This is a genomic window from Paraburkholderia caffeinilytica, from assembly GCF_003368325.1.
GTDB lineage: Bacteria > Pseudomonadota > Gammaproteobacteria > Burkholderiales > Burkholderiaceae > Paraburkholderia > Paraburkholderia caffeinilytica.
Map to the genome: position 1 here is coordinate 1331148 of NZ_CP031466.1, position 13313 is coordinate 1344460.

Annotated in this window: 13 protein-coding genes; 7 read left to right on the forward strand and 6 right to left on the reverse strand. The window is 63.7% G+C overall.

The window, feature by feature from the left end; all coding sequences use genetic code 11:
- Position 1: 1 nt before the first annotated feature.
- Positions 2-877 carry an extracellular solute-binding protein gene (locus DSC91_RS06000; RefSeq protein ID WP_115777280.1) on the reverse strand — a complete coding sequence of 292 codons (876 nt, stop codon included), beginning with the start codon at positions 875-877 and terminating at the stop codon, positions 2-4.
- Positions 878-1253: 376 nt separating this feature from the next.
- On the opposite strand from DSC91_RS06000, the gene DSC91_RS06010 reads away from it, so the two are divergent.
- From DSC91_RS06010 to DSC91_RS06020, 3 genes are all read left to right on the forward strand, one after another.
- Positions 1254-1742, forward strand: coding sequence for a molybdopterin-dependent oxidoreductase (locus tag DSC91_RS06010; RefSeq protein WP_115777282.1), 489 nt, complete (start codon positions 1254-1256; stop codon positions 1740-1742).
- 111 nt (positions 1743-1853) lie between these two features.
- Positions 1854-2438, forward strand: a complete 585-nt coding sequence (locus DSC91_RS06015) for a nitrogen fixation protein NifQ (protein ID WP_115779714.1) — start codon at positions 1854-1856, stop codon at positions 2436-2438.
- Between the two features lie 127 nt (positions 2439-2565).
- The gene (locus DSC91_RS06020) at positions 2566-2889 is read left to right on the forward strand and encodes a winged helix-turn-helix domain-containing protein (protein ID WP_115777283.1); all 324 of its coding nucleotides are present in this window, start codon (positions 2566-2568) and stop codon (positions 2887-2889) included.
- A gap of 15 nt (positions 2890-2904) precedes the next feature.
- On the opposite strand, the gene DSC91_RS06025 is transcribed toward DSC91_RS06020, so the two are convergent.
- Together DSC91_RS06025 and DSC91_RS38175 are read right to left on the reverse strand one after the other, a co-directional pair.
- Complete coding sequence (locus DSC91_RS06025; protein ID WP_115777284.1) at positions 2905-4257, reverse strand: DUF2325 domain-containing protein; 1353 nt, start codon at positions 4255-4257, stop codon at positions 2905-2907.
- Between the two features lie 140 nt (positions 4258-4397).
- On the reverse strand, positions 4398-5048 hold the full coding sequence (locus DSC91_RS38175; RefSeq protein WP_229758227.1) for a hypothetical protein: 651 nt from the start codon (positions 5046-5048) through the stop codon (positions 4398-4400).
- Between the two features lie 399 nt (positions 5049-5447).
- Between DSC91_RS38175 and DSC91_RS06035 the strand changes: the two genes are divergently transcribed.
- A complete protein-coding gene (locus tag DSC91_RS06035) occupies positions 5448-5927 on the forward strand; it encodes a nuclear transport factor 2 family protein (protein WP_115777285.1) in 480 nt (159 codons plus the stop codon).
- 96 nt (positions 5928-6023) lie between these two features.
- Positions 6024-6905 (forward strand): 2OG-Fe(II) oxygenase, encoded by an 882-nt coding sequence (locus tag DSC91_RS06040; RefSeq protein WP_115777286.1) that lies wholly within the window; start codon positions 6024-6026, stop codon positions 6903-6905.
- Between the two features lie 244 nt (positions 6906-7149).
- Here the strand turns inward: DSC91_RS06040 and DSC91_RS06045 are convergent, their stop codons facing one another.
- The 3 genes from DSC91_RS06045 to DSC91_RS06055 all read right to left on the reverse strand — a co-directional run bounded on the left by DSC91_RS06045 (position 7150) and on the right by DSC91_RS06055 (position 10398).
- Entirely contained in the window at positions 7150-7584 is a 435-nt protein-coding gene (locus DSC91_RS06045; protein WP_115777287.1) for a GNAT family N-acetyltransferase, read from the reverse strand.
- 109 nt (positions 7585-7693) lie between these two features.
- Positions 7694-9130: an MFS transporter gene (locus DSC91_RS06050; protein ID WP_115779715.1), complete on the reverse strand. Its 1437-nt coding sequence runs from the start codon at positions 9128-9130 to the stop codon at positions 7694-7696.
- Positions 9131-9516: 386 nt separating this feature from the next.
- A complete protein-coding gene (locus DSC91_RS06055) occupies positions 9517-10398 on the reverse strand; it encodes an isocitrate lyase/PEP mutase family protein (RefSeq protein ID WP_115777288.1) in 882 nt (293 codons plus the stop codon).
- Between the two features lie 157 nt (positions 10399-10555).
- On the opposite strand from DSC91_RS06055, the gene prpR reads away from it, so the two are divergent.
- Both prpR and ahpC read left to right on the forward strand, forming a co-directional pair.
- Positions 10556-12577 carry a propionate catabolism operon regulatory protein PrpR gene (gene prpR / locus DSC91_RS06060; protein ID WP_244218022.1) on the forward strand — a complete coding sequence of 674 codons (2022 nt, stop codon included), beginning with the start codon at positions 10556-10558 and terminating at the stop codon, positions 12575-12577.
- A 148-nt stretch (positions 12578-12725) separates the two neighbouring features.
- The gene (gene ahpC / locus DSC91_RS06065; protein ID WP_063499251.1) at positions 12726-13289 is read left to right on the forward strand and encodes an alkyl hydroperoxide reductase subunit C; all 564 of its coding nucleotides are present in this window, start codon (positions 12726-12728) and stop codon (positions 13287-13289) included.
- Positions 13290-13313: the final 24 nt, after the last annotated feature.

Sequence of the window (13313 nt, forward strand, 5' to 3'; positions counted from 1 at the left end):
CTTATTGCGCGGCGTCGATCACGGCTTGCACCGAGGGCGGCATGGCTTGCACGTTGCCGGTCACGGTGGGTTTGACGACGTCCACGCCGTGTTGCTTGAGCAACGCGCGGCCTTGCGCGCTCAGCAGGAAGTCGACGAAGCTGCTTGCGCCCGCACGGTTCGGTGCATCGCTGAGAATCGTTAGCGTGTAACTGGCTTTGGCCTGCAATTCGGGCGCCGGGCGGAGCGCCGGAATTTTCAGGTCGGACGTCTCGGTCGAGTAGAAGAAGCCGGCATCGAGCTGGCCGGATTGCAGGCGGCCCACCAGCGTTTCTTCAGGCAAAACCTGCGCGGGATTTTCCGCGTCGCCCAGCGTCTTCTCGACGAGATCCGGCTGATGATAGAGCTCCGCGGCCTTCGTCATCATCTCGACGGTGAATGCGCCCTTCGGATCGAGCTTCGGATCGGTACGGCCGATACGGATGCCCGGCTCCTGCAACACCTGATCCCAGCGCTTGTTCTTGAAATCCGCCGCGAATTTGCTTTGCGGGTTGTAGCCGATCATCAACGGCGATTCGGCGAAGTTCACGTACCACGCGACGTGCTCGCCGTTCGCCTGCCCCATCAGGCTGGTGTTCACTTTCGGACTCGCGCTGATGAACACGTCGCCGCGGCGCAGCTTGCCCTTGATCTCGTTGGCGATCTTGTTCGAGCCCGCCGCATAGCCGCGGAAGTGCTGGCCGGTGGCCTTTTCGAAGGCCGGGCCCACGCTGCGCTCCATCAGATTGACGAGCGAACCCGCATAAAGCACGTTGACCGTGTCGTCCTGCGCGAAAGCGGGCGCGGCCGTCACTACGCCGGTGACAACCACGAAAGAGGCGAGCAGCTTGCGAATCATGCGATTAACCCCGATACGTTATTAAGAGCGCTATATTACGATGCCATCGCATGGCGTTGTGGGTCGCTGCGCGCTCCGTGTGGTCAATTGAGCGGGAAAATCCGCACGTAGCGGGTGCCGCCCTTGCTGGGGGCGCGGTCGATGGCGTACGGCAGGTGGCGGGGGGCGTTCATGGCCACGCCGCGGGCGTCCTGAAAGTCGTTTGCAAGGACGCGGATGGCGCCGTCCGGCGCGATCCGAGGGAGTGGCCGATATGCCGGGCGATATATTGCGTATCGATGCGGTCTCGCACCGGGGTGGCCATCGCAGCGTAATATACACACGGAAATAACGAGTGAACAAGCCGCTCAGGCTTCGATGCTGGAGATAACCGCGTATGGATAGTGTGAATGTGATTGCCGCGCCTGCCGTCGAAAGCGCGCTCGTCCTGAGCGGACGATTCCAGCGGACGCTGTCTTTCGACCTCGAGCGGCTCAAGGGTTACGAGAGCGTGCTAGCCCGGCCATTCGATCTGCGCTGCTATACGACGAACCGCTTCATCCGGAGCGTCGAACCTTACCGCGGCGTGCGGTTGACGACCTTGATCTCGGAAGCGGGCCTGCCGAACGCGGTACCGGGCGAGTTCAAGCGGACTGTGTTCGTGGCGGTGGGGCACGACGGCTACGTCGTGACATTCTCGTGGCATGAACTGTTCAACACGCCGGTCGGCGACAACGTGCTGGTTGCGTACGAATGCGGCGGGCGCGCGCTCGATGCCGAAGACGGCGCGCCGATTCTGTTTTCCGGTTCGGACATGCTGCCCGCGCCACGCCACGTCAAACGCCTCGCGCGGATCGAGGCGCAAGTCCTGAAGCCTTTGGCATAGGTGATTCAAATGACGGCCGTAGTAGGGTTCGGTGTTCTTCATCGCACCGCCGACATGTCCGACGAACCACCTTCGCCTGTTGCCGATACGGCCGCGCTCAGTCCTGAATCAATGCTTGCGTCGCTCGATGCGCGGGGTGCCGAGTGCACGGCGAAGTGGCTGGCCGCGGCCACGGACGCCGCGTCGCCCGATACCCAATTGTTCGCGAAGCTGATTGCGGCGCGCGACGTCCGGCACGAACTCGGCCTGCTTGGCGTGCCGCTGCCGGCGTGGCGCGGGCTACTGGAGCGGCACTTTGCGCACGCACCAGCGTCCGCGTTTGCGTCCCTGTCTGCGTTGCCGTCCATCGACACCAGCGAACACGCGGCATTCGTCGAAACGCTGCACGCGTTGCTGTTCACGTATGCCGCCACCACCGTCGACGCGAACGACGCTCACTGCCTTGCATCGATCATTGCTCACGCGTGCTTGCGGCCGGATCACCTGTGGCGCGACCTCGGCCTTGCGGGTCGTGAAGAAGTCACATGGATGCTGACGCGTTATTTCCCCACGCTCGTGGTGCTGAATGTCGATAATCTGCGCTGGAAGAAATTCCTCGCCCGGCAACGCGCGCTTTCGTTGGGGCTTCAGCCTGGCCCGGCGCCCGGTTGTCCAGGCTGCGAAGACTACGGACATTGCTTTCCCAGTCATCGCTGAAGGCCATTCAGCCAGGATGGCAGCGCCTGGCGGTTCGTGTATGCTTTCGCGCATGGCTGATACCGCGAAGACCAAACCAAGACCCGCGCCACAACCCGCGAAGCCGCGCCCTGAAGTGCGCTTCAGAATGCGCATCCGCAGCGGCGACGCTGTCGCGCTCGGACCGGGCAAAGTCGAACTGCTCGAGGCCGTGCGCGAATTCGGCTCGATCTCGGCTGCGGCGCGCAGTCTCGGCATGTCGTACCGGCGCGCATGGCTGCTGATCGACGAACTGAACCGCTCGCTCAAAACGCCCGCCACGCACTCGGAACAGGGCGGTCAAAGCGGCGGCGGCTGCACGCTGACGCCGGTCGGCGAACGCATCATCCATCTGTACCGCGATGTCGAGGTCGAGGCGCAACGAAGCTGCGCGAAACAGATTGCCGAGCTGACGAGGATGATTCGCTCCTGAGTACGGGAGAACCGCTCAGCCGTGGCGCAGGCAAAACGCCGGGCTCGGTGGATTGCCCAACCGGGCAAGATGCTCGGGACGCAGACGGTCCACCAATTCGACAAAGCTCGCCACGCTAGCCGTGCGCAACGGGTGATAGTCGATCCGATGGCGCTCGCACACCCGTTTGAGGGTATTCATCGAATCGTGATCGACGCAGTCGACTGGAAACACGACGATGTCCGCCCCCGGCAGCGCGGCGGCAAGCAGACCTTTGCGATCTTCCACGCCGCCGTCGTGCACGACGAAATCGCCACCGGCGGCCTCGACCAACCGCTTGAGCGCGGCATTCGAGCCCGGGCGGCCGCCCACATACACAATCCGTTTGCCGCGTACGCCGTCGAGGCTGGCTTGCCGCGCCTGCGCACCCCGGCTGCCGTCCGCGGCATCCACTGTCGCGCGTTCAAGCGCATCGCATTCGCTTTGCACCAGTTGGAGTTGTGCCAACGCCTGATCGCGGCTCCTGCGCAATGCGAGCGCCGCGTCCTGTTCCTGCAGCACGCGCTGTTCAGCGGCCTCGCGGCGGCTCGTATGCAGCGCCACACGCTGGTCGCTGTCGGCGAGCTTGTCCTGCAGCCTTGATATCTCGGCTTCGAGATCGGTGGAATCCGTCGGCGTCCGGCGCGTGGCCAAGGCCGTGAGTTGCGCGATCTGTTCGTTGAGCGCCGCGATCGCTGCGTCGCGCTGCATGCTGATCTCCTGCAGGCGGCTTTGCTGCCGCTCGACCTTCTCTTTCAACTCGGCGTTTTCCGCTTCGAGCGCCACCAGCCTGCGGATATCCGCGCGATTCGCCGCGCCGACCAGATGCGACAGCATGTGCAATTCGCCAAACGCTTTCTGGCGGACGTACAAGGTCGCGCACGGATGTGTCATCAACGCCCAGTAAGCAGGTGGGATCTCGCCGCTTTTCAGCGCGTCGTCCCAGAGCTTCAGCAGCTCGACGTCGTCGGCGGCCTTGTCGAAGCGGCGGATCGCCGCCGCATAGTGCTCGTCGAGCAACTTGTGCAGGGCTTTGGCGCCGGCGCCGCCATCGATCGCGAGTTCGACGGCCGAGTGATGAATCTCCAGATCGCTCGCGTCCCGGCGATCCAGGCCGGTGAACTTCGGCACCAGCTTGCGCAGTTCGTGCGTGCCGAGACAGGTGCCGATGATCGAACAATGCAATTGACCGTCGAGTTCGGCGAGGCGCGCACGCCGTTTGGCATTGGGCAGCGACACCTTGGCGGGCGTGCAGCACGGATCGGCCGCTCGCAAGCCGGTGCCGGCAAGCTCGTCGCCGGACAGTTTGAGGCGCGAAGGCTGGGCGAGACGAAACGGGGGCGTGTGCATGAGGACCTCGAATCCGGTTCTGGCGTCAGGCTGACTGAACGTGCGTGCTGGACATCCGCGCCATGCAGGCGCTGCTCGCGATATATTCCAAAAGATATAACGATCGGTAAAAGAAACCGTCCATATGCGGCAATGGCGAATTAGTCGTTCGGGTGGACGAGCGTGGGCTCAGCGCGTGATTTGCGCCGAGTGAGCGTGACAGAAGCGGCGGCAGTAGCCTTGGCAGAAGCCTTAGCAGTAGTCCTGGCGGGCGTTGTCGCGGTCGTGCGGTCGGCGGCGCGACGGATGTCGGCCGGTCCTGCGCCGCCGGCTGCCCGTGCATGCTGATCCAGAACATGCCCAACGCACAGGCCGATAAACGCCGTATCGAGCCGCTCGAGTTCCGCCACCACCTTGCGCAACGCGGCGAGATCGTTGCTGAACGCATCCGAGAAAATCGCGTCGCGAAGTTGCTCGGCCGAGCGGGCTTCTTCGATCGAAGCTTTCAGATCGCGCAGCCGGACGAAAGCCGCCGCCTTGGCCTGTTCAGCGAGGATCGACAGTAGCTGGTTCAACGAGTGCGAACCCGACGTGCCTACCGACGCGAAGTTCAACCGGTCGTCCGTCAGCATCAGCACGAAGCGTTGCACGCTGCCGTAAAGGCGCCGGTAAGCATCGACGACGTCGCGAATCAGTTCGGCGCGGCCACGTTCGGAGGCCGATTTCACCGCGACGATGGTCGACGGAAGCCCTTTCGGGCGGCGTCCCGCCGGCTCGGGCGAGGTGGATCGCAATGTGGGTCGACTACGCACTGCCGCTGGCTCCTGCTGGCTTGTTTCGCTTCTTTGCGCGTGAATAGCGGGCGAGCCGCTGCGCTGCACAAAGCATACCGTGATATTCGACAGGATATAACGAAAGGCGACGTGAGGGTAGCGCGGGCGGCTTTACCCGCCTGGCGGGAACTCGGGAAATGCCCGCACGGCCGGCGCCTGTTCGAACTTTCGATAGGCAATGGCAACTTCCGAGGCGGTGGGTTTGCTGTCGAAGCACGCCTGTGCGACCGCCGCTTTGCCGTTCGCAACGGCCTCACGGCTCCCGGCCGCCCCGTTTTTCCGATATCGTGCTGCTCGTGCGTGCTCGAACCTCGGCGCGCGCTCCTTTCCGGGCCGTTTCCACGACCGGCTGACCGGGTAACGTATAAGCACAAGAAAATGAGCCATCCCAACACTGACCTGATCGAGCGTTTTTACACCGCGTTCCAGCAGCGCGACGCCGAAACGATGGCTGCCTGCTATGCCGACGATGTAGTCTTCGGCGATCCGGCCTTTGGCGAGCTGCGCGGCGAAGAGGCCCGCGACATGTGGCGTATGCTGGTGTCGCGCGCGCAGGACTTTTCGCTGACATTCGACGGCGTCGAAGCAAACGACCACGACGGTAGCGCCCACTGGGTGGCCCGTTACACATTCGGTCAAACGGGCCGCACGGTGGTCAACCGCATCGATGCCCGCTTTGTGTTTCGCGAGGGCCGCATCGTCGAACATCGCGATACGTTCGACCTTTGGCGCTGGACGCGGCAGGCCTTGGGCATCAAGGGCGTGCTGCTGGGCTGGACCCCTTTCGTGCAGGGCGCGATCAGGGCACAGGCGAGAAAAGGCCTCGACCTCTTTCGACGCCGGCAGCGCGGCGCATAACGGCGCATAACGGGTCAGCCCGGCGCATTCCCCCAGTCTTGCTATGAACCGGTCAGTTGATGCAGTATTTCGTGATAGCGACGAGCGGGGAGTTCTATGCCGGTAGTGGATGCGTCATGGGAAGCGTGGCTGAGCAGCAACGTAGCGCGCGGCTGCAGCATCGACTCGATGATCGACGCGATGGTGCAAGCCGGTTTCGCCACGGAGGCCGCGCGCGCGGAAGTGCACAGAGCATTCGGCATGAACCCGGCGGACGCCGCTGCCGGCCCGGCAGCTGTAGCCACCGAGGCGGCGCTGGTGAAAACCGCGTCACAGACCTACCAATACGACGAGACGCCCGTTGCGCGTGGCAATGTGATCCGTGCGCACGATCGCGACGTCCGCGTGCTGATGCGCTGCGAGCGGCCCCAAGTGATCGTGTTCGCGGATGTGCTGTCGCCAGACGAATGCAACGAGATGATCGAACGCTCGCGTCATCGGCTGAAGCGCTCGACCACGGTCAATCCCGCCACCGGCAAGGAAGACGTGATCCGCAACCGCACCAGCGAAGGCATCTGGTACCAGCGCGGGGAAGACGCGTTCATTGAAAAGATGGACCGCCGCATTTCGAGCCTGATGAACTGGCCGGTTGAAAACGGTGAGGGGCTGCAGATTCTGCATTACGGCACGAGCGGTGAATATCGTCCACACTTCGACTATTTCCCGCCCGATCAGCCTGGCAGCGCGGTGCATACCGCCCAGGGCGGCCAGCGGGTGGCGACCCTGGTGATCTATCTGAACGACGTGCCGGACGGCGGCGAGACGATTTTCCCGGAAGCGGGCATGTCGGTCGCGGCGAGGCAGGGTGGCGCGGTGTATTTCCGCTATATGAACAGCCGGCGTCAACTCGATCCGCTGACCTTGCACGGCGGCGCGCCGGTGCTCGGCGGCGACAAATGGATCATGACGAAGTGGATGCGCGAGCGCGCCTACGGTTGAGGCGCGAGCTAGTCGGCCGCGTGTGGCGCGGCGGTTTTGCCCGATGCTGTGCCAGAGCATTTCGGCTGCTGTGACAATCAGCAGAGCGCCGATGACAGTGCCGCCACGGTTGCCGGCGATCGGCGACCTCCTCGTCAGCCGGCGGTCATTCATTGGCCCGCGTCCCAACTTTCTCTGGCGGACGGCCCGGTCATCGGCCGCTCGCGATTTGCTCAAGCTTCTCTCAGGTTTTTTAGCGCTTCCCTCAAGCGGTTTTGTAAACGTCCGGGTTGTGCACTTCCATATAACGTTCGGGCGTTGTCAGTCCCTTGAAGCCGTGCGGTTCGTAGACGTGGTGAGCGTCTGTCGTCACCAGCACGATTCTGCGCAAACCGGTCAGCGACGGGCTGCCGAATATGTGCTTCATCAAGGCCGACGCGTAGCCCTTGCCGCGGTACGCCGGCAGCACGAATACATCGCACAGGTAGGCGAATGTCGCCTGGTCCGTTATCAGGCGTGCAAACGCGATCTGCTTGCCTTCGATATACGCGCCGAAACATAGCGACCCTGCTATCGCCCGATCGAACGTCTCGCGTGGCATGCCCTTCGCCCATGCCGTTTCCTGAGACAGGAACGCGTAGATCATCTCTATGTCGAGATCGGCCTTGTTGTTCGAAATCGTCAGGTCGTTTGCTTGCACCGCGCGTCTCCGCTTGTTCTGATCAGGTAATCAAAGGATGCGGCGCCGGTTGGGCACCGCTGCTGTAACTTCGCTTCAAACCGTGCCGTTCATCCATTCCGTTGCGAGGTCAGCCCTTCGCCGGATCTTCCGTGCCGCGCGAACCGCCGCCGATGCTCTGTCCGGCGTTGCGCGCGAGACCCAGGTAGCCGGTCACGGACACCAGTGTCAGCACGCCGGCAAACAGAAACGCCAGACGGAAATCGTCCAGGGTGAAGACGCGGCCAGTCGTTTCGCCGTTGAAGAACGCCGCCGCACGCAGCGAGACGGCGCCGAAGGCAATGCCCAAACCGATCGTCATCTGGGCGGCGGCGCTCCATAGCGTGCTTGCCGCGCTCATCTGCGGCTGTGCGACGTCGGCGTAGGCCAGCGTGGCCAGCGTCGAGAATTGCATCGAGCGCGCCACGCCGTAGATGAACACGACGAACAGCACCAGCGCGAGCGGCACGTTCGGCGTCAACAGGCCGCACGCGACGATGAAAATACCGGCCACCATCACATCGACAATCGACACCATCCGGAAACCGTAGCGCTGCAGGATGCGCGTGGTCAGCGCCTTCATGCCGAGATTGCCGAGCGCGCTCGCGAGCAGCAACAGGCCAGACTTGAACGCCGACAAGCCGAAACCGACCTGGAACAGCAGTGGCATCAGATACGGCACCGCGCCGATGCCGATGCGGGTGAACGACCCGGTTACCACCGTCACGGAAAAAGTCGGGATCTTCAGCGTGGAGACGTCGATCAGCGGATGCGGGTGACGCTTCGCATGCTGGAACGCCACCACGCCCATCAGCAATCCGCCGACGATGAACGCGCCCGCCACCCAGGGATTTTCGCCAGGTTGGCTCGCTAGTTCGGCACCATACAGAATCGCCGTGAGCGTGGTGGCGCTCAACAGGAGGCCGACGACGTCGAGCGGCTTGCGTTCAGTGCCACGCAGGTTCGGCACCAGCGCGAGCGCAACGGCCATCGCTGCCAGACCGAACGGCACGTTCAGCAAGAAGATCCAGCGCCACGACGCATAGGTGGTGATGAAGCCGCCGACCGGCGGTCCAACCACCGGCGCGGCAATGGCCGGCCAGGTGATGGTCGAGATCGCCTGCATCATCCGGCTCTTTTCCGTGCTGCGGACCACGATCAAGCGGCCCACCGGCACCATCATCGCGCCGCCCATGCCTTGCAGCAGCCGCGCGGCGGTAAATTCGGCCACGTTCTGCGACAAGCCGCACAACACCGAAGCCACCGTGAACACGCCGATCGCGCTGAAGAACACGGTGCGCGAGCCGCAGCGGTCGGCGACCCAGCCGCTCACCGGGATGAAAATCGCCAGCGCCAGCATGTAGGCCGTCATGCCGAGGCTCAGGCTGTTTGGCCCGACGCCGAACGAGTGCGCCATCTGCGGCAAGGCAGTGGCGATCACCGTGGTGTCGAGATACTCCATGAAGAAGGTGGCCGCGACGATGTACGGCAGCCAGCCGACATGGGAATGGCGTGCGCCGGCCGTCATTGCGCCGTCCTCGACACCTTGCCGTTGCGTGTGGATTCGATGACGCCTTTCGCGCCTTGAGCGTGCCGGCATGTCCCGCGCGATGATGTTGACTTCATGTTCTTGCGACAACCTTTCGAAAACGTGTTTCCGGCGTTCCTCGATGGACGGGCAACGAGGTCGCGGCCTTGCGCCGCCAACCCTGCATCGTAACGCAACAATTCGCGGGACACAGTGGCAGGTGGCGACGCGGCGGCACGGCGACCAGCAACGGCAACCGGCAACCGGCAACCGGCAACCGCGACCTGCAGCGGCGCACGGCGGCAAACAACGCCGCACGGCGACCGACAACAACACACGACACCCGCCCGGCAAAACCGCGCCGCAAACACAGCTTTCCCTACCGCTTAGTCCTTCGCCGCATATTCACGGTCGAGCTTGTCGTACAGCGGCTTGTTCACGAGGCGCTGGCGTTCGCTGAACGGCGCAACGAGGGACGCGTCTTCATCGAGGCGCCCATTGCTCCGCAACGTGCCGAGCGCGCGCTGCATGCCGAGCACCGCACCTTGCAGCGCCGCGTTCGCGTACAGGACGATGCCGTAGCCGAGCCTGGCGAGCGCTTCGCGCGATTGCACCGGCGTCTTGCCGCCGATCACGATGTTGATCAGTTGCGGCTTGTCGAACAGCGACGGCAAACGTTCGATGTCGGCGAGCGATTCGGTCGCTTCGATAAACAGAATGTCGGCGCCGGCCTCGATGAAGCGATGGCCGCGCTCGATCGCGTCTTCGATGCCGTGGACCGCCGCCGAATCGGTGCGCGCCATGATCTGCAGATTGCCGTCCTCACGGGCGTCGACGGCCGCTCGGATCTTGCCGACCATCTCGCTCGTGCCGACGACTTCCTTCCCGGAGAAGTGGCCGCATTTCTTCGGCATGATCTGGTCTTCGAACTGGATCACGTCGGCGCCGCTGCGCTCGAGCACGCGCACGGTCTGGCGCACGTTCAGCGCGTTGCCGAAGCCGGTGTCGGCGTCGACGATCAGCGGCAGCGCGACCGCATCGCGGATCCGCGCGCAATGTTCGGCGACTTCGGCGAGACCGATGAAGCCCAGATCGGGCAGCCCGAGCGACATATTCGTCACGCCCGCGCCCGTGATGTAGATCGCCTCGAAACCCGCGTCCTCGATCACGCGCGCGCTCATCGCGTTGAAGGCCCCCGGCACGAGCAGGCCCTGGCGTTGGTTGACTTTGGCGCGGAACGCGGCGCGGCGGCTGGCGGAAATGCTCATGACGGTGTGTCTCCAGATGGGAGGTGAGTGATAGAACGACGAGCCAATGTGCAGGAAGCATGCCATTTGCCGTCTTTCACGATTTGTTCCGGACAATCAAAAGCTTAGGCGGAAAGGGGCGGCACCGTAGTTCATGGCAGAATGGCTGGCATGTTCCATGAAACGTTTCATGGAACGTTTCAGCTACGAGCGGAGCGTCGCAGTGTCCACTTTCACGTCGTCCCTGGCCCATTCCAATTCCAGCCGCCCTGGCGTCGCCCTGGTCAGTATCAGCCGCTTGCAATCGCTTTGCGAGTCGGTCGCGCCGCGTTACGCCGGGCGGGCCCGGTTCTTTTCGGTCCGGGAAGGCTACGGCGCCGCCGTCACGGCTTTGCAGGCCTATGTGGACGCGGGCGCAGTCGACGTCGTGCTGGCGGCCGGATCGAACGGCGCCTACCTGCGCGACAACCTGAGCGTGCCGGTCGTGATGGTCAAGGTGAACGGTTTCGACGTGCTGAGCGCGATAACCCGCGCCACGACGGGCTGGCCCGGCGCGAAGATCGGCCTCGTCCTGCACGAAACCATCTCGCACGAACTCGCGGACCTGAGCGCGTGGCTGAATGTCGGCCTGAAACAGCGCGCCTACCGTTCGATCGATGAAGTGCGTCTCGCGGTCGCGGGCCTCGCGGCGGAGGACTGCAGCGTCATCATCGGCCCCGGCATGGCCTGCGATTTTGCCCAGCAAGCAGGACTTGCGAGCGTCTTCCTGTACTCGCTGGGCGCGGTCGAAGAAGCGTTCGAGCGCTCGGTCGAACTGGCGCGCGTGAGCCGTCAGAAGGAATCGAAGCGGGTCCGCCTGAACACGATCGTCGCCCATCTGCGCGACGGCGTGGCCGCGTTCGACGATGCCGGTCAGCTCGAAGCCGTCAATCCGGCGATGCTCGATCTGCTCGGACTCGATCGAAAACAGGACGTCCCGGCGCAATTGACGCGCGCCGTCGGCCCATTGCTGCGTGAGGCGCTTGAGCATGACATGCCGGTCGAGGAACGTATCGAGCAGATCGGCGGCCGCGCGCTAATCGTCAACTGTGTGCCGATCCTCGAGCAGGGCGTGCGTTCGGGCTCCGTGCTGACGGTGCAGGATGCGCTGGTCGCGCAGCGGATCGACCGCTCGTTGCGCACCAGCCAGCGGCCGAAGCATCTGGTCGCGCGGCATCATCTGGACGATCTGGTCGGCAGTTCGGCGGCGCTCGAGCGGGTGCGGCGGCTCGCACGCGCAGGCGCGGCTCACGACGCGACCGTGCTGTTGAGCGGGGAAAGCGGCACCGGCAAGGAACTGGTCGCGCAGGGCATCCACAATGCCAGCCGGCGGCGCGGCAATCCGTTTGTCGCCTTCAACTGCGCGGCGCTCCCTGAAGGGCTGATCGAAAGCGAGCTGTTCGGTCACGAGGAAGGCGCGTTCACCGGCGCGCGCCGGGGCGGCAAGCCGGGCCTCTTCGAAATCGCCCACACCGGGACGATCTTTCTCGACGAAATCGGCGAGATGCCGGCGGCGCTGCAGAGCCGGTTGCTGCGCGTGTTGCAGGAGCGCGAAGTCATGAAGCTCGGCTCCGGGCGCGCGACTCCCGTCGACGTGCGGGTGATTGCCGCCACCCATCGCGATCTGCACGCGCTGGTCGAGCAGGGCGTGTTTCGCGCGGATTTGTATTTCCGGCTGAATCTGCTCCAGATAGGACTGCCGCCGCTGCGCGAAAGGCGCGGCGACGTCGCGCAACTGGCGCGGCATGTGTTGAACCGCAATGCGCGCCAGTATGGTCTGTCGGACGCCGCGCTCGAGCGGGTGCTGGCGTTCCTTACGCCTCTGTTCGAGCACTATGCGTGGCCCGGCAATGTGCGGGAACTGGAAAATCTGCTGGCGCGCGCGGCGATTTATCAGAGCGATTCGGCCGGCGAGGACTGGCAGGACCTGCAGACGGTGTTTCCGGAATTCGGCCGGATGCGGCAGGTGGCCGCGCACGTGGATGGCGCCCTGGGTCACGCCCACACCCCCGCCCACACCCCCGTCGATGCCTCAGGCCGCCGCTCGCCCACCCGCGAGGATGTCGTACGCGCGCTCGAACAGGCTGGCGGCAATCGCGCTGCAGCAAGCCGGGCGTTGGGAATCGGCCGCACGACCCTCTGGCGGCTGATGAGAGACTGACCCGAGGATTGGTGCGACGCAATAGTCGTCGGCAGTCAGTCAAATAGTAATAAACTATTGAAATATTTTATGTGCACTACTTTACCTATTAAGCGCGGTCTGACATACTGACTCCACTTTCCAACCACTCCGAAAGAGGACTCAGCAAATGCCGATCATCAACAGTCAAGTCAAACCGTTCAAGGCACAGGCCTATCACAATGGCGATTTCCAGACCGTCACTGAAGAAAGCCTGAAGGGCAAGTGGTCGGTTTTCGTTTTCTATCCGGCTGACTTCACGTTTGTTTGCCCGACCGAACTGGGTGACCTGGCCGATCGTTACGCCGAATTCAAGAAGCTCGGCGTCGAAATCTACAGCGTGTCGACCGATACGCACTTCACGCACAAGGCATGGCACGACACGTCGGACACGATCCAGAAGATCAAGTACCCGATGCTCGCTGACCCGACGCTGGCAATTTCGCGCAACTTCGACGTGCTGATCGAAGAAGAAGGCCTGGCACTGCGCGGCACGTTCGTGATCAACCCGGAAGGCGAGATCAAGCTGGCCGAAATTCACGACAACGGCATTGGCCGTGACGCCGGCGAGCTGCTGCGCAAGGTTCAAGCTGCGCAATACATCGCGGCTCACCCGGGTGAAGTGTGCCCCGCCAAGTGGACGCCGGGCGCTGAAACGCTGACCCCGTCGCTCGACCTGATCGGCAAGATCTAAGGTCTAAAGCCTCACGCAGTACGC

What these genes read in the sequence shown, in the direction of transcription:
- DSC91_RS06000 (WP_115777280.1), bottom strand. Translation starts at nt 877, where the DNA reads ATGATTCGCAAGCTGCTCGCCTCTTTCGTGGTTGTCACCGGCGTAGTG.
- DSC91_RS06010 (WP_115777282.1), top strand. Translation starts at nt 1,254, where the DNA reads ATGGATAGTGTGAATGTGATTGCCGCGCCTGCCGTCGAAAGCGCGCTC.
- DSC91_RS06015 (WP_115779714.1), top strand. Translation starts at nt 1,854, where the DNA reads ATGCTTGCGTCGCTCGATGCGCGGGGTGCCGAGTGCACGGCGAAGTGG.
- DSC91_RS06020 (WP_115777283.1), top strand. Translation starts at nt 2,566, where the DNA reads ATGCGCATCCGCAGCGGCGACGCTGTCGCGCTCGGACCGGGCAAAGTC.
- DSC91_RS06025 (WP_115777284.1), bottom strand. Translation starts at nt 4,257, where the DNA reads ATGCACACGCCCCCGTTTCGTCTCGCCCAGCCTTCGCGCCTCAAACTG.
- DSC91_RS06035 (WP_115777285.1), top strand. Translation starts at nt 5,448, where the DNA reads ATGAGCCATCCCAACACTGACCTGATCGAGCGTTTTTACACCGCGTTC.
- DSC91_RS06040 (WP_115777286.1), top strand. Translation starts at nt 6,024, where the DNA reads ATGCCGGTAGTGGATGCGTCATGGGAAGCGTGGCTGAGCAGCAACGTA.
- DSC91_RS06050 (WP_115779715.1), bottom strand. Translation starts at nt 9,130, where the DNA reads ATGACGGCCGGCGCACGCCATTCCCATGTCGGCTGGCTGCCGTACATC.
- DSC91_RS06055 (WP_115777288.1), bottom strand. Translation starts at nt 10,398, where the DNA reads ATGAGCATTTCCGCCAGCCGCCGCGCCGCGTTCCGCGCCAAAGTCAAC.
- prpR (WP_244218022.1), top strand. Translation starts at nt 10,556, where the DNA reads ATGAAACGTTTCATGGAACGTTTCAGCTACGAGCGGAGCGTCGCAGTG.
- ahpC (WP_063499251.1), top strand. Translation starts at nt 12,726, where the DNA reads ATGCCGATCATCAACAGTCAAGTCAAACCGTTCAAGGCACAGGCCTAT.